We start from the raw sequence: 23,569 nt of genomic DNA, 5'->3' as shown, positions 1-23,569 counted from the left end.
GCGTTCTGGCCGGCGTCATGGCCGGCCTGGTGACCGGCGGGCCGGTGCCGCTGAGCGTGGGTGACTGGTTCCAGGCGACCGCGTTCGACGGTGCCCTGCTGCTGGCCGTGCCGGTCGCCGCGATCGCCGGCCTGGTCTCGTTCTTCTCCCCGTGCGTCGTGCCGCTCCTGCCCGGCTATCTCGCCTACGCCACAGGGCTCTCCGGGGCGGACCTCGAGCACGCGCGCCGGGGCCGGATGGCGCTGGGCGGGTTGCTGTTCGTCTCCGGGTTCGCGGCGGTCTTCGTCGCCTTCGGTGCGCTGTTCGGGCAGCTCGGGTCCTTGCTGGTCGCGCACGCGACGACGATCAACATCGTCCTCGGCTCCGTCACGGTCCTGGTCGGACTCGCGTTCCTCGGCCTGGTGCCGTGGCTGCAGCGCGACGTCCGAGTCCACAAGGTCCCCGCGGTCGGGCTCGCCGCGGCGCCCATGCTCGGCGCCCTGTTCGGGCTCGGGTGGACCCCCTGCATCGGACCCACGCTGACCGCGGTCATGTCGCTGTCGCTCAACGAAGCGACCGCCGGCCGCGGGGCCCTGCTGTCCCTGGCCTACGCCCTGGGGCTCGGCGTGCCGTTCATCGTCGCCGGCCTCGCGTTCCGACGGATGCTCGGCGTCATCAGCTTCGTCCGACGCCACCAAGCCTGGGTGACCCGCACCGGCGGTCTGATGATGATCGCCGTCGGCGTCCTGCTCATCACCGGCTACTGGGACCTGTGGGTCAACCTGCTCCGGTCCTGGTCCGCGTCGTTCTACGTGGCCATCTGATGACCCGCCCCGCACGCCACCCACCGCGCCACCCACCGCGCCACCCCGCGCGCCGCCCGTGGCGCCGGCGCGCGCATCGCGATCCGCAGACGGCTGCCGGCCGCCCGGCCGGCGCGCCAACTCCACCTTCACCCACCCGCACGATCTGCGCGTCCCAGCGCGCGAGCAAGGACTCCGCCTCATGACCAGACAGCTCAAGCTCTCCCTCGCCCTGGCCGGCGCGTTCGCCGTCCTCGTCGTCGCGCTCCTGACCGCCGCGGCGCTGCGCGGCGGTGACTCCACCAACGGGAACGTCACGGGCGACGGCAACGTGACCAGCGCCGGCGAGTCGCGCCTGGTCCGCTCCGAGAGCCACATCCTCGGCGCCCCCGCCGGCTCCACCGCGAACTCCGCACGCGAAGCCGCGAGCCAGGTCGATGCGGTCGAGGCGGCCGGGGACTCGGTGACCTTTGTGGAGTTCCTCGACTTCGAGTGCGAGGCGTGCCGGGCCGCGTACCCGTTCGTCGAGGAGCTGCGCGCCGAGTACGAGGGTCGGGTCACGTTCGTGGCGCGCTTCTTCCCGCTGCCGGGCCACTTCAACGCCGAACGCGCGGCCCGCGCGGTGGAGGCCGCCGCCCAGCAGGGCGCGTTCGAGGCGATGTACCAGCGGATGTACGAGACGCAGGAGGAGTGGGGTGAGCAGCAGGTCCCGCTCGATGACCTGTTCCGCTCCTTCGCCGAGGACCTCGACCTGGACATGGCCGCCTGGGACAAGGCGTACGCCGCCCAGGCCACGACCGAGCGCGTCGCGAAGGACGTCGAGGACGGCATCGCGCTCGGGGTGCAGGGCACCCCGACGTTCTTCGTCGACGGTGAGCGCCTCGAGCCCCGCACCTACGGCGACTTCACCGACGCCCTCGACGCAGCGCTCGGGGACTGAACGGCGATGTCTTCACCGACGCCCCACCCGGCTCAGGAACGAGGACGGGAACCCGCCCAGGCGGCCGGCGTCGCCTGGCCGCCTGGGGCCCCGGGTGGGTTCAGGCCGCCGCGGTTCGCGCGGACCTTGCCATGGCTGCTCCTGGTCGGCGGCATCGTCGGCGCGCTGGCCGCGTTCGTCCTGACGGTCGAGAAGCTCGCGCTGCTGGCCGATGAGAACTACCTGCCCTCGTGCAGCATCAACCCGGTCCTGAACTGCGGCTCGATCATGCGCACCGACCAGGCCGAGCTGTTCGGATTCCCCAACCCACTCATCGGGCTGGCCGCGTTCCCGGTCGCCGCCGCCACCGGTGCCGCGCTGCTGGCCGGAGCCCGGCTGACGCGGTGGTACTGGCTCGGACTGCAAGCCGGCGTCACCTTCGCGGTCGTCTTCATCGGCTGGCTGGTCTTCCAGTCGCTGTACCGCATCAACGCCCTGTGCCCGTACTGCATGGTCGTGTGGGCGGTCACCGTCCCGCTGTTTTGGTACGTCACCCTGACCAACCTGGACCGCGGACACCTCGGCTCCCGGGCCCGCGACAGCGCCCCCGGGCGGGTGGTGCTGGCCAACCACGGCGTCATCCTCACCGCCGCTTACACCATCCTTCTGGCCCTCGTCGCCCACCGGTTCTGGGACTACTGGGTCTCCCTCGTCCTGTAATCAGCGCCCGCCGCTGACGAAGCCAACCATCTCCCGCACGACATCTACCGCAACGCCGAAGAGAGAGCTCATGCCCCGCCATCCCTCGCACACGCCTCGAACCGCGACCACCCGCAACGGGCGCCCCGGGCGGCCTCAGCGACATGGCCGGCTCGGCCTCGCCGCGCTCGCCACCGCCACGACGCTGCTGTCCGCCGGCTGCGCGGACAGCGGTGACGACGGCGCGCCGGAAGCCTCGGCCTCCGCGTCCGGTCCCTCCGCGAGCGCCGCGCCGACTCCGGGCGGCGGCACCGCGGCGTCCACCAGGACACCGGCTGCTGAGCCGACCGAGCCGGCGGGCCCGGTGCTGGATGTCCGCGTGCGCGGCGCGAACATCGAACCGAACGGCGCGTCGCTGGACCTCGCCGTCGGCGAGACCCTCACCCTCGCGTTCGACGCCGACCGGTCCGGGGAGCTGCATGTGCACTCCCGTCCCGAGCAGGTCATCCCCTTCCAGGCCGGCACGTCGACCGTCGAGCTCGCCGTCGACAACCCCGGCGCGGTCGACATCGAGGAGCACGACACCGGCATCGTCATCGCCCAGCTCGAGGTTCGCTGATGCTGCAAGCACACGGCCTCGGTGGCGCCTCGGACCTCCCCATCCCGGCGAACCTGGCGATCGCCGGGGGCAGCGCGGCCCTGACCATCTCCTTCATCGTCCTGCTCTTCGCCTGGCGCAGGCCCCGCTACACCCAGCCCCTCCCCGCAGTGGGACGCGGGACCAACACACCACCCGCACCCGGTGAGGCCGACCGGGGGCTGTCCGTGGTGTCTGCCGACGCAGGGATTCGGGTGCCGACGCCGCTGGCGCGACTGGTCGACTCGGCCGGGTTCGCCGCCGGCTTGCGCGTCCTTGGGCTGGTCTTCTTCGCCTACACCGTCTGGGCGGCGGTCGCCGGGCCGGACTCGCTGATCAACCCCACGTTCGGGGTCGTGTTCGTGCTGCTGTGGGTGGGCATCGTGCCGGCCTCGCTGCTGTTCGGCCCGTTCTTCCGGGCGGTCAGCCCCGCCCGGACCATCCACCTCCTGGTCCACCGCCTGGTCAACCGCGGCGCTGACCCCGCACGGCACGCCACCCGCGACGAACGCGGCCAGCTGGCCGGCCTGGTCCCCGGACACACCCCTGGCCGGGATGCCGCACCCAAGACCGACGGCGGGGCGCTCGGGCGGCTGCCCGGGTCGGTCGGCTACTGGCCGGCCGCCGTGGGCCTGCTCGCGTTCGTGTGGCTCGAGCTGGTCTACCCCGACGCGAACTACCTGGCGCCGGTGCGGTTGTGGTTCGCGTTGTACTTGGTGTTCGTCGTCATGGGCGGCCTGCTGTTCGGCACTCGGTGGGTCGCCCGGGCGGACCCGTTCGAGGTGTACTCCACGCTGGTCGGGCACCTCTCGGTGTGGGCGCGGCGCCCCGACGGGACGCTCGTGCTGGCCTCGCCGCTGCGGAACCTGGCCGGGCTGCGCGGCGAACCCGGCCTGGTCGCGGTGGTCGCCATCCTGCTCGGGTCGACCGCGTTCGACAGCTTCCGGGGGTGGAACTTCTGGCTGCGGTTCTCCCAGTCCACCGACGCGAACATGGTGCTGGTCAACACCGCGGTGCTGGTCGGCCTGTGTGTCGTGGTCGGTGTGATGTTCGCCGCCGCGACCGCCGCGACCGGGGTCGACCAACGCACGCCCCGCTGGCAGCTGCCCGGAGTGTTCGCGCACTCGGTGGTGCCGATCATCGTCGGGTACATGGTGGCCCACTACCTGACGTTGTTCGTCGAGTTCGGACAGCAGACCCTGATTCAGCTTTCCGACCCGATGGGCACGGGCGCGAACCTGCTGGGCACCGCGGGAGGCGAGGTGAACTACTGGCTCTCGAACCATCCGACGTTCCTGGCAAGCACGAAGGTCCTCGCGATCGTGACCGGGCACGTCCTGGGTGTCATCGCCGCCCATGACCGGGCGCTCGCGGTGCTGCCCAAGCGGCACCACCTGACCGGCCAGCTGCCGCTGCTGTGCGTCATGGTGCTATACACGTTCGCCGGCCTGTACCTCCTCTTCGGAGCCTGACCATGACCGCGCTACTCCACCGTCCCGAGGTCGCCCGGGCGCTGGCGCCAACGGCGCTGCACCTGGGTCCGCTCCATCCCGTCGAGGTAGCAGCGACCCTCGGCCTGGCATTCGGGCAGTTCCTGGCGCTCGGCGCGTTTGCCGTCCTGCGACGTCCATCGGGTGACAACGGCAACGACAGCGACGACGACAGCGGTGCCGGCGCGGGCCCCGCGCTGGCACCCAGCGGGAACCGGGCCACCGAGGAGCCCGGCCAGGCCAGCCAGAGCAGGACGGATCCGTGATGAACCCCAGTGAGCCGCACGCGCAGCCCACCGCGACGCGCCAGCGACGAGGGCTGCGGCGCCTGGTCATCGCCGCCGGCAGTGTCCTTATTGTCGTGGCGGCGCTCCTGGCGCTGGACCGGGTGTTGGGCACGGGCGCGCCGCTCGACACCGCCGGCGACGGGGACGTAACCGGGACGGCGGGCGGGCCGTCGTTGGGGTGGCGTGCCCCGGCTGAGCCGGTCGAGTTCGTCGCGCCGCCCGGCGACCCTTTGAACAAGCCTGCCGGAAGCGAAGTCAGCGGCGCAGCCGGGTCGCCTGGGGGCCGGCCGCTGCTGGTGAACTTCTGGGCCAGCTGGTGTGTCCCGTGCCGGGAGGAGATGCCGCTGTTGACCGGCATCGCCGGCCGCGGGGACGTCGCGGTGATCGGTGTCTCGGTCGACTGGTTCGCCAAGTACGCCCGCGAGTTCATCGCCGATTACGAGGTGACCTACCCGAACTGGTCGGACCCGGAGACGGCGTACATGCGCTCCCTGGCGCCCGCGGTGAGCCCGAACGGGATCCCGTCGACGGTGCTGGTCGAGGATGGTGAGGTGGTCGCCGCGTACATCGGCCCGTTGGAGTCGGCGGCCGACGTCAGCCCGACCAGGCTCGCCGAGCTCCTCGCCCAGCATCCCCAGTAGCTGGTCGGCCCGCCCTCAGGCGGTTGCGCGCGGCCCGACGGCCCCCGTGTCCGACGTGCGCCCGATACGCCCGATGCCGGGCACGAACCGGCCAACCCGGGCGGCGTACGTCGCGTAGCTCGAGGACGCCTCCTCCACGCTCCCGGTCGGGCTCCCGGTCGCGCTTCCGGTGCGGCCGGCGGGGACTGTCGTGTGGGTGGCGAGCAGGTAGGGCTCCTCGACGACGCGGACCTGCAGCTCGAGGGCGACGAGCAGGAGCACGAACCCGGTCAGGGACACCGCGTTCGGGGTCATTGCCGCGAGGCCGGCGCCGGTGGCGGCCATCGCGGTGAAGATCGGGTTGCGCACGTAAGCGAACGCGCCGGAGGTCACCAGCGCGGTCTGCTCGGAGGCATCGACGCCGATGCGCCAGCTCGCGCCCATCTGGCCCTGCACCAGCAGCGTGGCGACCACCCCGGCGACCGCGACGACAGTCCCGGTCACCGCGACCCAGCGTTGTTCCAGCGCCGCGACCGGGCCCAGGCCGAAGAGGGCTGCCACGGGACCGGCGACCCCGGCGACCAGCGCGACCACGAACCCGACCCCGGCGAACCACTCCACGCTGCCGGGGCGCCCGGAGATGCCGCGGAAGCCGCCGTCACCGGTCGCGCGATACTGCAGGAAGGTTCGCGCCAGGAACGCGAGGGTGAGGTAGGCGCCGTAGATGACCAGGGCGGTGGCCGGCCACAGGGACTGCTCGGACATCGGGAACTCCTTTGCGTTGGGCCCGAGAGGTGGTGAGCCCGCCGGTCCGGCGGACGCGCGCGAGGAAGGTGCGCGGAGCAGGGCGTGCCCGCCAGCGGGCGACTGCTCGACCGGGTCGCGTCGCGGGGGCTTGCCCCAGGGGGTGCGGGGCCGGGGGTTTCAGGCGTGGGTGTGGGGCTCGTGCGCAGCGTGCGAGGCGGCCTCGAACTGGATCGTGGAGTGCTCGACGTCGAACTCGTCGGCCATGCACGACTGGATGTCGTCGAGCAGCTCGGCGAGGTGCCCGTCGTGGAAGCAGGCGTCGTCGACGACGACGTGCGCGGTGAAGACCGGCAGCGCGGTCGCTACCTGGGTCGCGTGCAGGTCGTGCACGCTTTGCACGTGCGGGAAGGACTCCAGCCGGGACCGGACCATGGTCAGGTCCAGATCGCGGGGGGTCGACTCCAGCAGCACGTCGATGGTCTCCCGGAGCAGGCGCAGCGTCCTGGGGATGATGAGCACCCCTATGACCAGCGACGCGATCGCGTCGGCGCGAAGCCACCCGGTGGTGGCGATCACGGCGGCCGCGACCAGGACCGCGACGGAGCCGAGCGCGTCGTTGACGACCTCAAGGAACGCAGCGCGCATGTTCAGGTTGTCGCCGCGGCTGGTGGCCAACAGCGCCAGGCCGATCAGGTTGCCGAGCAGGCCAACGGCGCCGAAGACGACCATCGCGCCCGAGGTGACCTCGGGCGGGGAGATCAGCCGCTGCACACCCTCGACCAGGACGTAGATGCCCACCGCGAGCAGCACCGCGGCCTGCGCGGCGGCGCCGAGCACCTCGGCGCGCCGGTAGCCCCAGGTCCGTGCGGGGGTCGCCGGGCGGCGGGCCAGGACCGCGGCGATGAGTCCCAGAGTGAGGCCGGCGACGTCGGTAAGCATGTGCGCGGCATCCGCGAGCAGCGCGAGGCTGCCCGAGATGACCGCGCCGACCACCTCGACGACCAGCACCGTGACCGTGATCCCCAGGACCAGGGCCAGCCGGCCGCGATGGTCGATCAGGTCAGCGGCGGCGTGCGAATGCCCGTGCTGAGACCGCGCCGACCCCCCTACCGGACCGGCCGCCGGCCCGGTAGCCGACGGGGCGGACGGGCGGTTGGCGTCGCGGCGCTGTGCATCGGTGCCGGTGCCGGTCATCGTGCGCACCCGCATCCCGCACCGCAGCCGTCGTCCTCTCCGGCATCCGACCTACCGCCAGCCGGCATCGCCTGCGGCAGGAGGGCCCGACGGTCTGCCGCAGTGGCAATGTCGGTGGTCTGACAGCATTCGTCCTGGCAGCCGGCACCACACCCGCCACCACATCCGTCCGCGCTTGCTGCGCCGAGGCCGGCGGGGCCGCAGCCGCAGGCCTCACCACGCCAGGCCTCGAGGCCCTCGCGAAGCGCGACGACAGCGATGACCAGCCCCGCGATGGGGTCGGCCCATGACCAGCCCAGCGTCGCGTTCAGCACCAGCCCCACCAGCAGCACCGCGGACAGGTAGGTGCACAGCAGTGTCTGGGTTGAGTCGGCCACCACGGTCGAGGACGACAGTGCTCGTCCGGTGCGGCGCTGTGCGACTGAGAGGAACGGCATCACGAGGAGGGACGCGGCCGCCAAGGCGATGCCGACCGTGGAGGTGTCCGGGTCGCTTCCGGTCGCCAGTGCGCGGACCGACTCGAACGTCACGTAGGCGGCCAGCGCGAAGAAAGAGACCGCCATCGCGCGTAGCGCCTGCCGTTCGCGCGACTCCGGCAAGGCATGCCGGAACTGCCACAAGATGATGAGGCCCGAGGAGACCTCGACCACCGAGTCCAGGCCGAACCCAACTAGGGCGACCGACCCGGCGGCCAGTCCGGCGGCGATGGCGATGACCGCCTCGACGACGTTGTAGGTCACCGCCGCGCCGGCGAGGAGCTGGGCGCGGCGGCCGAGACGTGCCCGCTCCGTGGCGGACAGCGCCGCCCGCGGCGTCGCCTCAACGGTGTCGCTCGCGGAAGTGCTGGTGGTGGCCGGGTTGCTCATCGCTCGTCCTTGAGGGTCTCGGCGCCGTAGTTGGGGCACAGCGCGACCGCGTCCCCGGTGAGATCCAGCAGCTTCTCCGCGGCCGCCCAGACCTCCATCAGCGCCTCGGGGCGTGTCAGGGAGAAGATCGAGGCCCGCCCCTGCGGACGGGAGGTGACCAGCCCGCACTCCTTGAGGCACGACAGGTGCTTGGAGACCGTCGACTGCGCGAGGCCCACGTGGGCCGTCAGGTCGGTCACCCGGTGCTCGCCCAGCGCAAGATGCCGCAGGATCGCCAGCCGTGACGGATCGCTGAACCCGTGGAACAGGGCCGCGGCTGCCAACAGACCCGCGGACTCAGCCGGCCACTCCTCCAACTCATTTATCGCCATGTGGCGATACTATCGACGCCTGTCGTGGTTCCACAACCCTTCCGCTCAGCGGCGTCTGGATCGAGCAGAACCGCAACCACGGCAACCAGGCCGGGTTCGCCGCGCAAGCTGGCAAGGTTCCGCAGCGGCGAGCAACTGCCGTACGTCGGACGGCGACCTCCTGCCGAGAGGCGGCCGACCGGGGTCGAACGAGTGCATGTCGGCGACCAAGAGTTCAGGAGGCCGATACCTGCCCTAGGCCAAGCCCCAGGCGCCGGACTGCCACATGCCAAACACGCGATAGCGTCCGCCAGTCCACCTGGCCGGCACCGACGCCATTCATGTACTAGGTATGATAGTAGTAGGCGAAGTCGACAGCTACCGGGGCATACGCGCGGCTCACGGCTGCGCACCAGCCCCACGACCGCCCCAGCGCCCGACTGCTATGCATGCTCGGGTTCCTTCCGAGGATGAGGAATCCAGATGATCGCGGCTGAGTGCTGCGAAGCCCCAGGAGACAAGCGTGAACGACTTCAATCTGAGCCAGTTCCCGACGCCATCGCAGGGCATGGATCGGCGTTGCGGCCTTGATCGGGGTTTTCGCAGTCCTCGTCGCGCTCGAGGTGGGCGCGTCCCCCTTCTTGGCGGGGCGCTGAGCATGGTCATGAAGATCAAACCCGGCGCGTCGATCAGGGTGCTGACCGACCGCGATTGCAACGCCGGCGGCGAAGCGTCGCTCGTTGGAAAGGACCAGCCGTGACCCAGGGCCGACACAAACGTCAACGGCGCCCTTTGACGCTGAGCCGTCGTGTTTGCGCGCCGCTGGCTGCGAGCGTCACGGTCGCCGTGGTTGCGGTGGGCGCCGTGAGTGCTGCCGACATCCCTGGAGTCGACGACTCGACCGCAACCGCCGCCGGACGTGGCGCCGAACCCGCAGCCATCGGCGCGATCGGTGCGTCCTGGCTCCGTGCCGAGGAACGCCATCAGGTGGTCTCGCGCTCGGCATCGCGACTCGAACGCCAGCCCAGCAGGGTTGATCGGCTGCTGTCGGCCGATGCCACGCGTGCTGCCGTTCGCGGCGCCGACACCACGCTGTGGGCTCGCGCGGACCTGAATCTGTGGGACGCACCCGGGAAGAGCGCAGCGCAGATCGGGCTGCTCGAGGCCGGCGAGAGTGTGCTTGTCACGGGGCGCGACTTGTTCGGGCGCGAGGAGGTAGTCGTCGATGACCGCGCGCTGTGGGTCACCGCCGGCTACCTGCAACAAGACGAGCCGGGCCCTCAGCCCCCGGTGACCGGCACGTGCTCGAACGGCACCTCCGTGCCCGCCGCCGTAAGCGCCAACATCAAGGCGGTTCACGGCGCGGTGTGTGCCGCCTTCCCCGAGATCACTACCTACGGAACCCTGCGAAGCGATGGCGAACACGCCCAAGGAATCGCTGTCGACATCATGGTCAGCGGCTCCCGGGGGTGGGAGGTGGCCCGGTTTGTGCGAGAGAACGCCGGCCGTCTCGGCGTCTCTTACGTCATTCATGCTCGAAACATCTGGTCGGTGCAGCGAACCAATGAGGGATGGCGCGGTATGGAGGACCGTGGATCGGTCACGGCCAACCACTATGACCACGTCCACGTGACGACGTACTGATGATCAGATCGCCCGGCACCGCGCGCAGTCCTTACCTTGGCGGGGTGACGCTGAGGGCGTGGAATCGGAGTCTAGGCATGACCGTCGGTGAGCGGACGGCCGGTGGAGGCGTGCGGTGGTGACCGGCGACAAGCGCGCAACGAGGCCCTACCGCGAGCGACTCCGCCTGCCGATGCGTTGGTGGTTGGTCGTGTGGCTGATGTTGGCGTCGTTCTGGCTCGCTCTAGCGGTGGCTGTTCCTCCGGTCGTGCTGTGGGCGTCGACCAGTGCGCTTGTCGCAGCGATCGTTGGGCCGCTCCTTGGGTGGGGTTCGGCTGTGGTCGCTGTAGACGCCGGTGTGTTGCGGGCCGGCCGAGCGCGCATCGACGTCGACCTGCTGGGCGTGGTCACGGCCCTGGATCGCGACGAAACGCGACTGCTGGCCGGGCGGGACGCCGACCCGCGCGCGTACCTGTTGCTGCGCCCGTACCTGGCTGACGCAGTCCGCGTCGGCATCGCGGATCCACGCGACCCCACCCCGTATTGGATGATCAGCACTCGTCACCCGGAGCGGCTCGCCGCGGCAATCACGTCTAGGCGGAGCAGCTCCTAGCTGACCGCGAGGGCCGTGACGTCAGACCACATGACGACCGCCGACGTGGACGAACGCCGGGGTGGCGGTTGCGTCCTGCTTGACGACAGGCCGCGCGGGCGCATCCAGGTGGCCCGCGGGCAACAGCCAGCGCGGGCGGCGCAGCCCGAGGCGGCCGCACCAGACGCCGAAACACCCTTAGGCGGCGATTGGCGCCGCGGCGCGTTCTTGAGGCTGGGGCCCGCGCTCGATGCACCGGGAACCCCGCGACCGCCTCGGGGACCGCGGAGACAGGAAGGCCTAGCCGGTCGGGTGAGCTCGGACCGCAGGAATTCGCAGGGCGCCTACGACCTCCGAGTCGCGGGCGGCTCGGGGCGTCGAAACGACGGCGTCCGATGAGTTCATCAACATCTGGGAGCCGAGGGTGATGACCGCTGCGGCCAAGCGGCGAACGGACGACACCGGTCATCACCGCTCGTCGGCGGACGCTGACGGAGGGTGTGGCGCGTTTGGTCCGGACCAGTTTCGCGCACAATCACGACCTGCCAGGCGAGCCGTCAGCGCCTGGTAGGAGTCGGGCCCGGAGGCCGGCCGCTGAGCAGCCTGCCTGTCTGACGCCACACCCGCCCTGAGGCCGTCAGCAGCGCGACGAGCGCGGCGACGAGCACGAGCCGCGAGGGCCACGCACCCAGCCGGACCGCCCAGGTAGTTCGGGTAGTGGCCGGCACGCTCACCACCGCACTGTGAGCGCCGATGGTCGGCAACTGCTCCGCCACAGTGCCATCGGAGCCGATGACCCCAGAGATGCCGTTGATGGACGCCACGATCACCGTGCGGCCCACCTCCACTGCCCGCGCGCGCGTGATCGCCCACTGCTGCTCCGGTTGCGCAGTGCCAAGGAACATCGCGTTGCTGGTCTGCACTACCGCGAGTTCAGCTCCGCGGGCCACCTGGTCACGAAGCACCTCGTCGTAGGCGACGTCGAAACACAAGGCAACAGCGATCTTGGTGCCGCCGACTGACATCGGTTGCGGCGACGGCCCCGGTTGCATGTCCCGTGGGATCTGCGCCACGCGCGCCGAAACTCGGCTAGCCAGGGACCGAAGTGGCACATACTCCCCGAACGGCACCAGGTGCTGCTTGGTGTACCGCGCCGTCGGTCCGGCGGACGTCCATACGATTGACTGGTTCAACGCCTCATCGGCGCGGGCTCCATCGACGATCGACCCGGCCAGCAACGGTGCGCCGGCCAGTCGGGACGCGAGCTTGAGGCTTTCGCGCGCCGTATGGTCACGGTCAGGGTCGACTGCGGTCGCGTTCTCCGGCCACACCAGAAGGTCGAGCGCGGACGCCGAGACCTTCTCGTTGGCGCCGGCGCCCATCAGGTCCCGTGTCTGCGCAAGGTGGCGAGCCGTGACCGCCCGATGATGTGCGGCCACCTCGGTGCCAGAGCCCGGCACGCCGCCCTGCACGATCCCCACGGTGAGCTCTGAGGCCGCCTGGGCCTGCCCGCCAGGCTGCGTTGCCGCGCCACCCCCGGCCAGTGCGACGATCCCCGCTGCTGCGGTGAGTCCGCGGCGCAGCGGGGAGCTCGGGCTGCCTGCCTGCCGCCACGCCCAGCTCTGCTGACGCAGCCCACCGGAGAAGTTCGACCCCCCATTGCCGCGGACGCGGCCCGCCGCGACGAGTGCGGCCAAGCCGGCCGACATCACGGCGCCCATCAGGGCGATCAGCGTCCCGGTGGCGCTCACGCCAAGCACGCCGAGTGCCGACTGCCACGGCGTGTCAACAGCCGTGTAACCCAACCGAGCCCACGGCACTCCGCCCCACGGTTGAGTCGACCGTGCCAACTCGGCCGCCGTCCACACGCACGCCACCCACAACGGCGCTCCGGGCAGACGCCCAACGAGCGATATCCCCGCGCCGGCGAGCCCGAGCCAGCCGGCTTGCAACCCAGCGAGCGCTACCCACGCCAGAGGAGCGATCGACTCAGCCAGCCACCACAGCGTGATCCCGAAACACGCCGCGCCGAAGACCACGCCCATCGCCGCGCCAAACCCGGCCCCTCGGCCCCGGCACGCCCAGAACAACAAGGCGACGCCGAGGGGGGCCAGGAGGGGCACTGACCACGGCGGGGACGCCCACGCGGTCAGCGCGCCGCCGATCGCAGCGACGCCGACGCAGACAGGTTCGGACAACGGCGCGTCGCGGTGGAAGGGCGCAGCGTCACCGCGCCGCGACGTCGCCCTCGCCCCTGCTTGGGGCGGCTCGGCCGCGCGTCGTCTCCCGCCCCACCTTCCCGGCCGGGACACCCCTGGCGCCGCTGCCGTCCTCGGCGCCGTCTTGCCACCCGCCCCCGATGCCACCCCTCCACCCTTCTACTAGGGCAGATAGTATGTCGGGGATGGGTGATGAAGGCGCGTACCCGCTGAACAGTCCGAGCAGCGGCGCCGACGCGACCAAGGACGAGACCGGGCGAGCCGCCGGCGCCGACCGGAGTGAGCTCGACCAGCCCGATGGGCGAGACGGCCGGGGCCCCGCCGTCGGCCCCGATGGCTCTGGGGGCACCGCGGCCACCGCAGCCACCGACCCGCACCCGCCACCGGGAGAACTCGTCGCGTGGCTGCGATGGAGCTGGCGACGGTTGACCGCCATGCGCACGGCCGTGGTGCTGCTGATCCTCCTCGCGCTCTGCGCCATCCCCGGCTCCCTGCTCCCGCAGCGCGGAGTGGCCAGCGACCCCGCGGCGGTCCCACAGTACTTCCGCGACCATCCCGACCTAGCCCCATGGCTTGACCGCCTGTGGCTCTTTGAGGTCTACAGCGCGCCGTGGTTCGCTGCCATCTACGTCCTGCTGCTGATCTCGATGATTGGCTGCGTGCTGCCGCGCTGTCTCAAGCTGTGGCACGAGTACCGCGCCGCCCCGCCCGCAGCGCCGCGGCGCCTGTCCCGTGAGAGCCATCACCAGCTGGTTCAGGTCGCCGACGCTGACCTCGCCCTGGACGCCGCCTCCGACGCGCTGCGCGGCCGACGATTCCGCGTCGCGATCGCCGACGGCGAGGTCCGCGCCGAGAAGGGCCACCTCCGCGAGCTCGGCAACCTCGGCTTCCACCTGTCATTGCTGGTCCTGCTGGTCGGTGTCGCCGGCGGACGACTGTTCGGCTACGAGGGCCGCGTCGCCGTCGTCGAAGGCGCGACCTTCACCAACGTCGCGTCCTCCTACGACGCCCTGACCCCAGCGCCCTGGGCGGATATTGCAGATCTGGAACCGCTGGACTTCACCCTGGAAAAGTTCGATGCCTCCTTCGAGACCAGTGGCCCTCGCTTCGGGGAGCCGCGCGACTTCGAGGCGGCCGTGGCCTACCGCAGCCCGGAAGCCGGTGACGGCACCTTCGCGATCCGGCCCAACCGCCCTCTTGACGTCGACGGCACGAAGTTCTTCCTCACCGGTCACGGCTACGCCCCCGAGCTGACGGTGCGGGACGGGGAGGGCAACGTGGCGATGTCGGGGCCCACCATTTTCCTGCCGATGGACCAGAACTTCACCTCCGACGGCGTCATCAAGGTTCCCGACGCCCGGCCGGCGTCGTTAGCGCTCCAGGGCTTGTTCTTGCCCACTGCGGTCCGCGGCGCAGAAGGTTTGGACACCTCGGCCTACCCCAACGCAGTGAACCCCCGGGTTCAGCTGACAGCGTTCACCGGCGATCTTGGCCTCGACGAGGGCGCCTCGCAGTCGGTGTTCACCCTCGACGTCGACGACCTCGAGAAGGTCCGCGAACCCGACGGTGAAGTCTGGCGCGTCTCGCTGGCGCCCGGACAGACCGCCGAGCTGCCCAACGGGCTTGGATCGGTGACCTTCGATGGGGTGTCGCGGTTCGCCAACTTCCAGGTCGCCCGAGACCCCGGCAAGGAAGTCGCCCTGTTCGCTGCCGTGCTGCTCCTGCTCGGGCTCACGATCTCGCTGGGTGTGGCGCGTCGACGGCTGTGGGTGCGCCGGATCGACGCGGTCACCCTCGAGGTCGGGGCCCGGTCGCTGGCACGTCGGCCGGTGCCCGCCGAGGAAATCGAGGCGATCGTCGCCGCAGCCACCGCCGCAGTCATCCCCGCAACACCAGCAACGAAGGACCCTGCCTGATGACCTCCGCCGCCGACATCGCACGACTCTCCGACGCCTTGGTCACCATAGCCCTGGCCGCGTTCGGGATCGCTTTAGTCGCGTTCGCTGTCTTTGGTGCCCTGGCCCGTCGCCAGCCTGCCGCAGAACCGGCCGCCGCAGCCGCCGCGGCCGCGCAGCCCACACAGCAGCTAGCCGCACCACACAGCCTCGACGCGACGGCAGCCTCGGGCCGCTCGGGCCGCTCGGGCCGCTCAGGCCGCGTCGAGCGAGCAGCGACGGTGATCCTCGCGTTCGCGACCGGCGTGCTCATCGCAGCCGTCGTCTGCCGCGGCCTCGCCGCCCAGCGGGTGCCGTGGGGCAACATGTACGAGTTCGGACTCACCGGCTCAGCGACCGTCGCTGTGGTGTTGGTGGGCAGTGTGCGCCGGCGCGCCGTCGGGCAGTTGGCGGCCTGGGTGATCGCGCTGATCCTCATCCTGCTTGGCGTCTCGGTGACCTCGCTGTACACCCCGGTTGACGAGCTCGTACCCGTGCTGAACTCGCGGTGGCTCGTCGTCCACGTCGCTGCTGCCATCGTCGCCGGTGCCCTGTTCTGTGTGGGTGCGGTCGCCACCGTCGCGCACCTGGTGAGCGACAGCAGCCGGCGCCGACGCGCCCCGGGCGCCGCAGGCAACGATGCGGGCACGTCGGACACCTTCGCCGACTTCGCCGGAACCGTGCATCTGGTGGCGTTCCCGATCTGGACGTTCGCGGTCATCGCCGGGGCGGTGTGGGCCGAGAACGCCTGGGGCCGCTACTGGGGCTGGGACCCCAAGGAGACCTGGGCCTTCATCACCTGGGTGTTCTACGCAGCCCACCTACACGCCCTGTCGACAGCGAAGTGGCGTCGCCGCAGTGGCTATCTGGCCCTCGCGGGCTTCGCAGCGTTCCTGTTCAACTTCTTTGGAGTCAACATGTGGATCCCCGGCCTGCACTCCTACGCAGGGGTATGAGGGACATGAGTGCCACCTCCCAGACCCTGTCCACCGTGGTCATCGGCCTGTTCACACTCATCGCTACGGCTCTGGCGATGTACTGGATCGCACGAGGCCGGCGATGACGCATCGCGCGCCGACGACGGCCATGCCCCCACCTCCTGCAGCCACCGCCCGCCCAGCGAAGGCACTGGTAGTCCGGAGGGCAATTGCGGGGGCTGCGGCAGCGATGTACCGCTGGCTGGACGAGCACCGACAGCTGCGTCGGACGCTGGCCGGCACCGCGCTGGCTGGTGCCGTTCTGCTCGGGGCGTCGGCGCCGGCAGCCGCCCACACCGCACTGATATCCATCGACCCGGCCGACGGCGCCCACGTGCCGGACCCACCAACCACCATCACCCTGGTCTTCTCCGAGCAGATGACGCCGGACCTGAGCACCGTCGCGGTGCGCGTCGACGGCGGGCCCGCGGTGCGTGCGCAGGTACAGCGGGGGGCCAACACCAGCACGCTGATCGCCACGATCCCCGACTCGCTCAACGTCGCCGCAGACCGGGCCCAGGACTGGACGGTTGTCTACCGGGTGGTCTCGCGCGATGGACACCCGGTGACGGGCCAGAGCACCTTGAGGGTCGCGGCCACCCAAACGCCCGCCGGTGACAACCCCAGCAGCAACCCCGGCAGCAACTCCGCCGACAGCCCCAGCGAAAGTGCCGACGGCGCTCGGACCAGCAAGGCGCCGGCCGCCGCAGGACCGCCGAGCACACCGGCGCCCTCCAACGCCGACGAAGAGCCAACCTCTAACCCCGGCGCCGCCGAGACCCCGTCCGGCTCGACTGGCACGCCCTGGGCTGCGGTGCTCTTGGCCGGCGGAACACTGGCAGTCCTGCTGGTGCTCGCCGTGCTGGCGGCGGTTCGCCTGGCCCGTCGGACGGACCAGTGACCACGTCGCCTGCCCGCCTCGGCGAGTTGGGGGCTGGCCGACGTCGCGCCCCGATCTTGCTCGGCGGGCTCCTGGTCTGGGCTGTCGCGGTGACGCTGCTGGCCGCCGGACTCTCCGGCGGACTGGCGCCCTTGGGCGTGCCCGGCCTGCCCGACCCTGGGGTCGTCACCCGGGTCGCGCTACCGACGGTGCAGGTGCTGCGCGACATGGTCGCGATGGGTGCGGTCGGCGCCCTGGTGGTGGCTGCGACCTGTGTCCCCCCGGCGCACCCGGGCAAGGACGAGAACAGAGTGAGGGGGATACGAGGGCGGCTGGTGCTGGTCGCACAGCTGTGCGCGACCGCCTGGGTTGTAGCCGATGGCGCGCTCCTGGCCCTGGTTTACGCCGACGCCTCAGGCACCGCCCCCCGCCAGGCCGGGTTCTGGAGCGAGGTCGTGTTCTTCGCTCGTTCCTATGAGCTGGGCCAGTATTTGCTCTGGGGTGCAGCGCTGGCCGCGGTGGTCGCGGTGGGCTCCGCTCTGCTCCAGCGCACCTCCACCCTCGGGCTCGTCACCGCGACCGCCCTCGTGGCGCTGTGGCCGATCGCGCTGACTGGGCACGCGGCCGGCACGCTGAACCACAACGACGCGGTGAACCTGCAGATGGTGCACCTGGTCGGCATCAGCGTGTGGTTCGGCGGGCTCCTAGCCCTTGCACTCATCTGGCGGCAGCTCGGACCGAGCTTGGCGAGCGTGGTTCGCCGGTACTCGGTCCTGGCCGGCTGGGGCCTGGTGCTCGTCAGCGCTTCGGGACTGGCCGGCGCCTGGCTTCGCCTCCCCAGCCCGGGAGCGGCGTGGTCGTCGTACGGGGCCCTGCTGGCTGCCAAGGTGGGCGCCGTAGCGTGCCTCGCCGCAGCCGGATGGTGGCACCGACATCACCTCATCGACCGACTCGACCGGACCAAACAAGACTCCCGCGACACGGGCGACACGGGCGGCACGGGCGGCGCCGGAAAGAGCGTTGGCGGGGCCTTCGCGCGCTTGGTCGTCGTCGAGCTTGTCGTCCTGGCGGGCGCCGCCGGCATCGGCGTGGCCCTGAGTCGTACCGCACCACCCGCCCCGGCAGGCGGCCAGGAACCCCTGACGACCGCGCAGTCCATGCTGGGCACAGTCATGCCGCCGGCCCTGGACGCGGCAGGCTGGTTCACCCGTTGGAACCTGGACACCCTGTTCTTGCCGATCGCGGTCGGCGCCATCGCCTGGTACCTCATCGGCGTGCGCCGGCTGCGCCGACGCGGCGTGGCCTGGTCCTGGCTCCGCACCGCCTCGTGGGTCACCGGCTGGCTGTTGTTCATCTGGGCAACCAACGGCGCCCCGAACACCTACGGGCGCGTGCTGTTCAGCATGCACATGGTCCAGCACATGACCATCGCCACGGCGGTGCCCACGTTCCTGGTGCTGGGAACACCGGTGACGCTGGCACTGCGGACGCTGCGCCGCCGCACCGACGGCTCGCGCGGCCCACGCGAATGGCTGCTGCAACTAGTCCACTCCCTGCCCGCACAGTTGCTCGGCCATCCCGTGGTGGCCTCGGCGCTCTTCGTCGTCGGCATGGTCGCGTTCTACTACTCCTCACTGTTCGAAACGTCGCTGGAAGCGCACACCGCCCACGTGCTGATGACGGTGCACTTCATGGCTTCGGGATACCTGTTCGCGGAGGTGATCGTCGGCGACGACCCCGGCCTACAACGGCCCCCGTACCCCTTGCGAGCGCTGCTGGTGATGATCACCTTCGGGTTCCACGCCTTGTTCTCGGTCACGCTGATGTCCAGCAGCCGCATCCTGGCCGAAGACTGGTTCGCAGCACTCGGACGAGACTGGGGCGACACCCTGGCCGGCGACCAGTACCTCGGCGCGTCCATCGGGTGGGGCATGGGCGAGTACCCCCTCTTGGTCATGGCGATCGCGCTCCTGATCTCGTGGGTTCGCGCCGATGGGCGCGAACGGCGGCGATTCGACCGGCGCGAGGACCGCGAGAACGGACGACAACTGGCGCAGTACAACGACTACCTGCGCCAGCTCTCGGCAGCGGGCAAGCAGTTGTCACCGCCTACCATGACAAGCAGCGGTGAGACGACGACGAAGGACAGCAGCGCATGAGACAGCTCGGACAACTCGAGGCGGCAGTCATGCAGCGCCTGTGGTCATGGAACCGTCCGGTCTCCGTCCGCGACGTGCTCGAAGACCTTGTCCAGGAACGCCCCTTGGCCTACACCACGGTCATGACCGTCATGGACAACCTGCACTCCAAGGGTCTGGTTCGCCGCCAGAAGCAGGGCCGGGCCTACCTCTACGCTGCCACCTCGACACGCGAGGAGCACACCGCCGAGCTGCTGGGGCAGGTGCTGGCCGACAGCACCGATCGCAGCGCCACGCTCCTGCGGTTCGTCGAGACACTCGACCCCGGCGAGGTCGCGCAGCTGCGGACAGCGTTGAGCGAACGCGCGGAGGAACCCTCATGACCGCCGCGCTGCTCCTGGCGGCCTACGTGGTGGCCGCCGGCAGCGGCGGCGCCACGGCCCTGAGCCGGTGGACCTGGATCAACCGCGCCCCCCGCTGCGGGATCCTGGCCTGGCAGGCGCTGTCGTTCTCCGTCGTCCTGGCCGGGTTCTTAGCCGCTGTGGCACTGGCGCTGCCGTTCTTGCCGCTGCGATACGCCGTCGCCGACCTGTTCGGAGCCCACACGCTCACGGTGATCGAGCACTACGCGACCCCGCTGGGCCCGTGGCCGGGCATCGCTGCGCTCACCGTCGTCGCGTTCCTCGCCACCAAGCTCGCCCTGACCACCGCCCGGCGGATCCGCTGGGCCGACCAAGCTCGCCGGGCCCAACGCAAGGCGTTGGCGCTGGTGGGTCACCAACACCCCGAAGGTTTCATCGTCATCGAGCACGCCGAGCCGGTGGCCTACTGCCTGCCCGGCGGTGCTGGCCATCCGGGCCGTCACGGCACTGTCGTGCTCTCGACCGCGGCGCTGGCACTGCTCACCGACGGCGAGCGACACCTCGTCCTGGGCCATGAGCGCCGTCACCTGCGCGCACGGCACGACCTCGCCCTGGCCTGCGCGGACGCCCTGCGCACCACCTTCCCGCGAGTTGCCGTCTTTGCGGCCGCACACCGCGAGATCGCGGTCCTCGTGGAAATGGCCGCCGACGATGCCGCCTCGACCGCGCGCGAGCGACGCACCCTCGCCCAAGCGCTGGTCGCGCTCGGCACGGGTACGCGACCCGAGGTCGCCCTGGGCGCCAGCGACACCGCCGCAGTCCAGCGGGTTCGACGGCTCACCGCTCCGGTCCCACGCCGCCGCGCAGGTCAAGGATCGATGGTCGCCGCAGCCGCGCTCGCCGTGCTGTCGTTGCCGGTTTCGATCGCCTTGGCCCCCGCCGTCGAGGCCGCGACACGCGACTGCTGCGCCATCGCGCCGCTGGCGATCGAACCCTCCTGACCTCTCGGCCCGGCCTGACGCAGGGCTGGCGCGCCCACGCCGGGTACCGACCACACGTCCACTTCGTGCGTACCGCCCCCGGTCCGCCGCGCGGCAGCCGACAACTCACCTGCCCAGCGGGGTCGTGGCGCGCCCCCGTCGGGCACCCGCGGGAGGCAGCGTCTGCGTCGCGGGGCCTGCCAGCGAGCGACCACCCTGCAGGACGTCTGCAACGAGACGTGGCGAGCCGGACGATGGTGCGGGCCCTTGTCGCGGGCCCGAGGTAGCGGGCCTGACGTAGCGGGCTGGTCCGACGACCGGACGTACCCGTCAACGCGGTGAGGTAGCGACGACCTCGTCGATGAGACCTTCCAGCGTGGACCGGTCAACCGGTCCGACCACCCGAGCGGCTACCGCACCTCTCGCGTCCAACACGACGGTTGTCGGCACCGCGGCTGCGGTCAAGGCCCCGTTGAACGCCAGAATCGCCTCGCCACTGTCGTCGGGATGCACGCTGTCGTAGGGCACCTCGAACTTCCGCTCAAACGCGCGGGCCGCGTCGGGACTGTCCCGCACGTTGATGCCTACGAACCTCACCCGCTCGCGCGCCGCTGACGCGGCCGCCACGAGGTCCGGCGCCTCTGCGCGGCACGGCCCGCACCACGACCCCCAAACGTTGACGACGGTGACCGTTCCGATCAGGTCGTTCCCGTCGAGCTGGGCGCCGCCGAGCGTACGGACCGAGAACGGCTCCAACTCGACGCGGTCCTGGGCGTCGTAGAGCTGAACGACACCACCTTCGGGACCACCCGACGCCCCCTCGGGCGATCGGTCGGGCCAGAACATCACCAGGACCAGGAGGATCACCAGCGCGCAGCCGAACACGCCGGCGAGGATTCCTCTGGTTCGCGCGGCGGAGGCGCTCACAGCGGCGCCTGCCAGCCAGCAACGACTGCCTGTAGCTGGGCGACCAGCTCCGCCCACACCCCACTCACCTGCAACACCCCGACTCCAATCAACAGCAGTCCACCGCCCCGGGTGATCCACCTCGAGTGCGCCCCGACCCAGCGAAACAGCCGCATCGACCGCGTCAGGGACACCGCCGCCACAAGGAACGGCACTCCCAAACCGAAGGCGTAGAACAACGACAGGACCGCGCCTCGCGAAGCGGTCGCCGAGGTGGTCGCCAACGTCAATACCGCCGCCAGAGCCGGTCCTACGCACGGGGTCCAGCCGACACCGAAGGCCGCGCCTAGCAATGGCGCACCCCACAGGCCGGCCCGGGGCGCCAGACGAGGCCGGACGGTGCGGCCCAGCACCGGAAGCTGTCCAGCGACTCCGGCGAAGAGCACGCCGAGCAGGATGGTCAACGCCCCAGATACGCGCCAGATGAGGGCCTGGTTGGTTGCCAGTTGCGCGCCGATCGAGCCAAGCGCCAACCCGTAGCTGGCGAAGACGACCGCGAACCCCAGCACGAACAAGCCGGCGCCGGTCACCGTGCGCCACCGACGTGCGGGGCGACCCCCGCGCAGCTCGCGCGTCACCTCCGACTCAGCGCCCGCCATGCCGGCCACGTACGAGAGGTAGCCCGGCACGAGCGGCAAAGAGCACGGGGTGAAGAACGACAGCAAGCCCGCCGCCAGCGCAACCGGCAACGCGATCAGCATCGAACCATCGAGGATGGCGCCCTGTGCGCCGCCAAGATCCATTGTCACCGGCCCCTCACACCAGCGTCGACCAGTACGACCAGAACCGCACCCCGACGAGCGCAAGCACGCCGAGGACAACCAGCAGCAGAATGGGGGCGTGCCAAGCCTGGACCACCCGCAGCGCCGGACTCCGGGCCAGGCGCGCCTCGAAGACGCCGGACTTGGCGTTGCGCAACGTCAGGTACCAGAACATCGGCACCACCACCGCCCACACGACCATGCAGTAGGGGCACAGGGCGCCGATGCGGTACACGCTCTGGAAGACCAGCCACCCCACCAGCGCCAGTGCCGCGGTTACGCCCAGCTGCAGTCCCAGCCAGTACCAGCGCGGCAGGCGTGCCCCCGTGAGAAGGACGACCGCGGTGGTGACCACGATCGGGAACAGGCCCACGCCAAGGACCGGGTTGGGGAAACCCAGCAGCGATGCCTGGCTTGAGGCCATCACCGAGCCGCAACTCAGCACCGGGTTGAGGCTGCAGGACGGAACGTAGGTCGGATCCTCGGCCAGGCGCAGCCGCTCGACGAGCAGCACCGCCGAGGCGACCAGCCCGAGCGCGGCGCCGACCAACAAGCCCCACGCCAGGCGCCGATCGTCGGCTGCGTCGGCGACGCCGGCGCGCGCGCTCGCGAGCCCCGGGTCGGCGTCCGCCCGAACGGCGCGAGGTCGACCTGGCCGACCAGTAGCCGAGAGGGGCTTGCTGGACGCGGCGCCCGCCGACGAGGGCCAGGCGCCCTGATGCGACGAGCCGAGCCCGGAGCCGCGCCCCGGGCGGTCGTCGGTCACTTCTTGATCGCCTCATCCAGCGCGGTGTGGAAGTCCTCGATGCTCTGCGGCTGGAACGGCTGACCGTCGATGTAGAACGTCGGCGTGCCCTGAACGCCCAGCGCCAGCCCGTCGTCGACGTCGCGCTGCACCCGGTCGGCCACCTCCTTGGAGGCGTAGTCGGCGTCGAACTTTGCCATGTCCAGGCCCAGGTCCTCGGCGAAGCCGCGGAACAGGTCGTCATGGGGCTCTTGAGCCTCGCCCCACGAGGACTGGGTCTCGTACATCTTCGTGTACAACGCCTCGAACTCGCCCTGGCGTGCCGCGGCCTCCACGGCACGAGCGGCGCGTTCGGCGTTGAAGTGGCCCGGGAGCGGGAAGTAGCGCACGACAAAAGTCACCTCGCCGGCGTACTTCTCTCTCAGCTCCTCCACGACCGGGAACGCCGCGCCGCACGCCTCACACTCGAAGTCCAAGAACTCCACGAACGTCGTACCGCTGGTCCCCTTCTCGCCGAGGATTCGGCTGTCCTCGCGGACCACCGCGCTGGCCTGTTCCGGGCTACTGACCGGTCGAGGCCCATCGCTCTCGCGCTGCTGGGCGACGAAGAACACCGCGACCATCGAGACGATCAGGGCCACGGCAGCAACAGCCGCAACCTTCGTTTGTGTGCGCATTGAACCTCGACACCTCTCCGTGATTACTACCGCGCATAGTAGCAATGCGGGTGGCGGGCAGCCCGGCCACCAGAGGTAGTCGCCGGAGCGTCCGGGCTCGAGGTCCGCGCACGCGAGCGCCGCG

At 70.8% G+C, this 23,569-nt stretch carries 25 protein-coding genes; 16 read left to right on the top strand and 9 right to left on the bottom strand.

What is annotated here, in order from left to right; genetic code table 11:
• The first annotated feature begins 17 nt into the window (after window positions 1-17).
• From OSR43_RS11245 to OSR43_RS11215, 7 genes are all read left to right on the top strand, one after another.
• Window positions 18-803 (top strand): cytochrome c biogenesis CcdA family protein, encoded by a 786-nt coding sequence (locus OSR43_RS11245; RefSeq protein WP_302271665.1) that lies wholly within the window; start codon window positions 18-20, stop codon window positions 801-803.
• A gap of 181 nt (window positions 804-984) precedes the next feature.
• Window positions 985-1,722: a thioredoxin domain-containing protein gene (locus tag OSR43_RS11240; protein ID WP_300960847.1), complete on the top strand. Its 738-nt coding sequence runs from the start codon at window positions 985-987 to the stop codon at window positions 1,720-1,722.
• 126 nt (window positions 1,723-1,848) lie between these two features.
• Window positions 1,849-2,421 (top strand): vitamin K epoxide reductase family protein, encoded by a 573-nt coding sequence (locus OSR43_RS11235; RefSeq protein WP_300960848.1) that lies wholly within the window; start codon window positions 1,849-1,851, stop codon window positions 2,419-2,421.
• A 70-nt stretch (window positions 2,422-2,491) separates the two neighbouring features.
• Window positions 2,492-3,019, top strand: a complete 528-nt coding sequence (locus OSR43_RS11230) for a hypothetical protein (protein WP_302266657.1) — start codon at window positions 2,492-2,494, stop codon at window positions 3,017-3,019.
• The gene (locus tag OSR43_RS11225; RefSeq protein WP_302266656.1) at window positions 3,019-4,509 is read left to right on the top strand and encodes a hypothetical protein; all 1,491 of its coding nucleotides are present in this window, start codon (window positions 3,019-3,021) and stop codon (window positions 4,507-4,509) included. The genes OSR43_RS11230 and OSR43_RS11225 overlap by 1 nt, the downstream gene beginning before the upstream one ends.
• Before the next feature lie 2 nt (window positions 4,510-4,511).
• Window positions 4,512-4,793 (top strand): hypothetical protein, encoded by a 282-nt coding sequence (locus tag OSR43_RS11220; RefSeq protein ID WP_300960853.1) that lies wholly within the window; start codon window positions 4,512-4,514, stop codon window positions 4,791-4,793.
• On the top strand, window positions 4,793-5,455 hold the full coding sequence (locus OSR43_RS11215; protein WP_300961356.1) for a TlpA disulfide reductase family protein: 663 nt from the start codon (window positions 4,793-4,795) through the stop codon (window positions 5,453-5,455). The genes OSR43_RS11220 and OSR43_RS11215 overlap by 1 nt, the downstream gene beginning before the upstream one ends.
• A gap of 15 nt (window positions 5,456-5,470) precedes the next feature.
• Here the strand turns inward: OSR43_RS11215 and OSR43_RS11210 are convergent, their stop codons facing one another.
• The 4 genes from OSR43_RS11210 to OSR43_RS11195 all read right to left on the bottom strand — a co-directional run bounded on the left by OSR43_RS11210 (window position 5,471) and on the right by OSR43_RS11195 (window position 8,612).
• The gene (locus OSR43_RS11210) at window positions 5,471-6,199 is read right to left on the bottom strand and encodes an isoprenylcysteine carboxylmethyltransferase family protein (RefSeq protein WP_300960854.1); all 729 of its coding nucleotides are present in this window, start codon (window positions 6,197-6,199) and stop codon (window positions 5,471-5,473) included.
• A 159-nt stretch (window positions 6,200-6,358) separates the two neighbouring features.
• Window positions 6,359-7,375 (bottom strand): cation diffusion facilitator family transporter, encoded by a 1,017-nt coding sequence (locus OSR43_RS11205; protein WP_302266655.1) that lies wholly within the window; start codon window positions 7,373-7,375, stop codon window positions 6,359-6,361.
• Window positions 7,372-8,241, bottom strand: a complete 870-nt coding sequence (locus tag OSR43_RS11200; RefSeq protein ID WP_302266654.1) for a cation diffusion facilitator family transporter — start codon at window positions 8,239-8,241, stop codon at window positions 7,372-7,374. The genes OSR43_RS11205 and OSR43_RS11200 overlap by 4 nt, the downstream gene beginning before the upstream one ends.
• A complete protein-coding gene (locus OSR43_RS11195) occupies window positions 8,238-8,612 on the bottom strand; it encodes a helix-turn-helix transcriptional regulator (protein ID WP_302266653.1) in 375 nt (124 codons plus the stop codon). The genes OSR43_RS11200 and OSR43_RS11195 overlap by 4 nt, the downstream gene beginning before the upstream one ends.
• Window positions 8,613-9,114: 502 nt before the next feature.
• Between OSR43_RS11195 and OSR43_RS11190 the strand changes: the two genes are divergently transcribed.
• From OSR43_RS11190 to OSR43_RS11180, 3 genes are all read left to right on the top strand, one after another.
• A complete protein-coding gene (locus OSR43_RS11190; protein WP_300960859.1) occupies window positions 9,115-9,351 on the top strand; it encodes a hypothetical protein in 237 nt (78 codons plus the stop codon).
• On the top strand, window positions 9,348-10,235 hold the full coding sequence (locus OSR43_RS11185; RefSeq protein ID WP_302266652.1) for a hypothetical protein: 888 nt from the start codon (window positions 9,348-9,350) through the stop codon (window positions 10,233-10,235). Before OSR43_RS11190 ends, OSR43_RS11185 begins: the two co-directional genes overlap by 4 nt.
• Window positions 10,236-10,353: 118 nt before the next feature.
• Window positions 10,354-10,827: a DUF3093 domain-containing protein gene (locus OSR43_RS11180; RefSeq protein ID WP_300960862.1), complete on the top strand. Its 474-nt coding sequence runs from the start codon at window positions 10,354-10,356 to the stop codon at window positions 10,825-10,827.
• A gap of 536 nt (window positions 10,828-11,363) precedes the next feature.
• Here OSR43_RS11180 and lnt read toward each other — a convergent pair.
• On the bottom strand, window positions 11,364-13,118 hold the full coding sequence (gene lnt, locus OSR43_RS11175; RefSeq protein WP_302271663.1) for an apolipoprotein N-acyltransferase: 1,755 nt from the start codon (window positions 13,116-13,118) through the stop codon (window positions 11,364-11,366).
• A gap of 92 nt (window positions 13,119-13,210) precedes the next feature.
• Between lnt and OSR43_RS11170 the strand changes: the two genes are divergently transcribed.
• The 6 genes from OSR43_RS11170 to OSR43_RS11145 all read left to right on the top strand — a co-directional run bounded on the left by OSR43_RS11170 (window position 13,211) and on the right by OSR43_RS11145 (window position 20,317).
• Complete coding sequence (locus OSR43_RS11170) at window positions 13,211-14,941, top strand: cytochrome c biogenesis protein ResB (protein ID WP_302266651.1); 1,731 nt, start codon at window positions 13,211-13,213, stop codon at window positions 14,939-14,941.
• Window positions 14,941-15,915, top strand: a complete 975-nt coding sequence (gene ccsB, locus OSR43_RS11165) for a c-type cytochrome biogenesis protein CcsB (protein WP_302266650.1) — start codon at window positions 14,941-14,943, stop codon at window positions 15,913-15,915. Before OSR43_RS11170 ends, ccsB begins: the two co-directional genes overlap by 1 nt.
• A gap of 211 nt (window positions 15,916-16,126) precedes the next feature.
• On the top strand, window positions 16,127-16,837 hold the full coding sequence (locus OSR43_RS11160; protein ID WP_302266649.1) for a copper resistance protein CopC: 711 nt from the start codon (window positions 16,127-16,129) through the stop codon (window positions 16,835-16,837).
• 89 nt (window positions 16,838-16,926) lie between these two features.
• Window positions 16,927-18,975 carry a cytochrome c oxidase assembly protein gene (locus OSR43_RS11155; RefSeq protein ID WP_302266648.1) on the top strand — a complete coding sequence of 683 codons (2,049 nt, stop codon included), beginning with the start codon at window positions 16,927-16,929 and terminating at the stop codon, window positions 18,973-18,975.
• The gene (locus tag OSR43_RS11150; protein WP_302266647.1) at window positions 18,972-19,337 is read left to right on the top strand and encodes a BlaI/MecI/CopY family transcriptional regulator; all 366 of its coding nucleotides are present in this window, start codon (window positions 18,972-18,974) and stop codon (window positions 19,335-19,337) included. Before OSR43_RS11155 ends, OSR43_RS11150 begins: the two co-directional genes overlap by 4 nt.
• Window positions 19,334-20,317, top strand: a complete 984-nt coding sequence (locus OSR43_RS11145; protein ID WP_302266646.1) for a M56 family metallopeptidase — start codon at window positions 19,334-19,336, stop codon at window positions 20,315-20,317. Before OSR43_RS11150 ends, OSR43_RS11145 begins: the two co-directional genes overlap by 4 nt.
• 309 nt (window positions 20,318-20,626) lie before the next feature.
• Here OSR43_RS11145 and OSR43_RS11140 read toward each other — a convergent pair whose 3' ends face one another.
• Genes OSR43_RS11140 through OSR43_RS11125 form a run of 4 tightly spaced genes read right to left on the bottom strand, consistent with a single transcriptional unit; the run spans window position 20,627 to window position 23,409 of the window.
• Window positions 20,627-21,223 carry a TlpA disulfide reductase family protein gene (locus tag OSR43_RS11140; RefSeq protein WP_302266645.1) on the bottom strand — a complete coding sequence of 199 codons (597 nt, stop codon included), beginning with the start codon at window positions 21,221-21,223 and terminating at the stop codon, window positions 20,627-20,629.
• Entirely contained in the window at window positions 21,220-22,005 is a 786-nt protein-coding gene (locus OSR43_RS11135) for a cytochrome c biogenesis CcdA family protein (RefSeq protein ID WP_300961362.1), read from the bottom strand. The genes OSR43_RS11140 and OSR43_RS11135 overlap by 4 nt, the downstream gene beginning before the upstream one ends.
• A 13-nt stretch (window positions 22,006-22,018) precedes the next feature.
• Complete coding sequence (locus OSR43_RS11130; RefSeq protein WP_302266644.1) at window positions 22,019-22,789, bottom strand: vitamin K epoxide reductase family protein; 771 nt, start codon at window positions 22,787-22,789, stop codon at window positions 22,019-22,021.
• On the bottom strand, window positions 22,786-23,409 hold the full coding sequence (locus OSR43_RS11125; RefSeq protein ID WP_300960878.1) for a thioredoxin domain-containing protein: 624 nt from the start codon (window positions 23,407-23,409) through the stop codon (window positions 22,786-22,788). Before OSR43_RS11125 ends, OSR43_RS11130 begins: the two co-directional genes overlap by 4 nt.
• Between the last annotated feature and the right edge of the window lie 160 nt (window positions 23,410-23,569).

The sequence above is a fragment of the Nocardioides sp. Arc9.136 genome, from assembly GCF_030506255.1.
Classification (GTDB): Bacteria; Actinomycetota; Actinomycetes; order Propionibacteriales; family Nocardioidaceae; genus Nocardioides.
This window is presented reverse-complemented; position numbering and strand designations above follow the sequence as displayed.

Coding starts and splice junctions, on each gene's coding strand:
- OSR43_RS11245 (WP_302271665.1), top strand. CDS start 18: ATGGCCGGCCTGGTGACCGGCGGGCCGGTGCCGCTGAGCGTGGGTGAC.
- OSR43_RS11240 (WP_300960847.1), top strand. CDS start 985: ATGACCAGACAGCTCAAGCTCTCCCTCGCCCTGGCCGGCGCGTTCGCC.
- OSR43_RS11230 (WP_302266657.1), top strand. CDS start 2,492: ATGCCCCGCCATCCCTCGCACACGCCTCGAACCGCGACCACCCGCAAC.
- OSR43_RS11225 (WP_302266656.1), top strand. CDS start 3,019: ATGCTGCAAGCACACGGCCTCGGTGGCGCCTCGGACCTCCCCATCCCG.
- OSR43_RS11220 (WP_300960853.1), top strand. CDS start 4,512: ATGACCGCGCTACTCCACCGTCCCGAGGTCGCCCGGGCGCTGGCGCCA.
- OSR43_RS11215 (WP_300961356.1), top strand. CDS start 4,793: ATGAACCCCAGTGAGCCGCACGCGCAGCCCACCGCGACGCGCCAGCGA.
- OSR43_RS11210 (WP_300960854.1), bottom strand. CDS start 6,199: ATGTCCGAGCAGTCCCTGTGGCCGGCCACCGCCCTGGTCATCTACGGC.
- OSR43_RS11205 (WP_302266655.1), bottom strand. CDS start 7,375: ATGACCGGCACCGGCACCGATGCACAGCGCCGCGACGCCAACCGCCCG.
- OSR43_RS11200 (WP_302266654.1), bottom strand. CDS start 8,241: ATGAGCAACCCGGCCACCACCAGCACTTCCGCGAGCGACACCGTTGAG.
- OSR43_RS11195 (WP_302266653.1), bottom strand. CDS start 8,612: ATGGCGATAAATGAGTTGGAGGAGTGGCCGGCTGAGTCCGCGGGTCTG.
- OSR43_RS11170 (WP_302266651.1), top strand. CDS start 13,211: ATGGGTGATGAAGGCGCGTACCCGCTGAACAGTCCGAGCAGCGGCGCC.
- ccsB (WP_302266650.1), top strand. CDS start 14,941: ATGACCTCCGCCGCCGACATCGCACGACTCTCCGACGCCTTGGTCACC.
- OSR43_RS11160 (WP_302266649.1), top strand. CDS start 16,127: ATGTACCGCTGGCTGGACGAGCACCGACAGCTGCGTCGGACGCTGGCC.
- OSR43_RS11150 (WP_302266647.1), top strand. CDS start 18,972: ATGAGACAGCTCGGACAACTCGAGGCGGCAGTCATGCAGCGCCTGTGG.
- OSR43_RS11145 (WP_302266646.1), top strand. CDS start 19,334: ATGACCGCCGCGCTGCTCCTGGCGGCCTACGTGGTGGCCGCCGGCAGC.
- OSR43_RS11135 (WP_300961362.1), bottom strand. CDS start 22,005: ATGGATCTTGGCGGCGCACAGGGCGCCATCCTCGATGGTTCGATGCTG.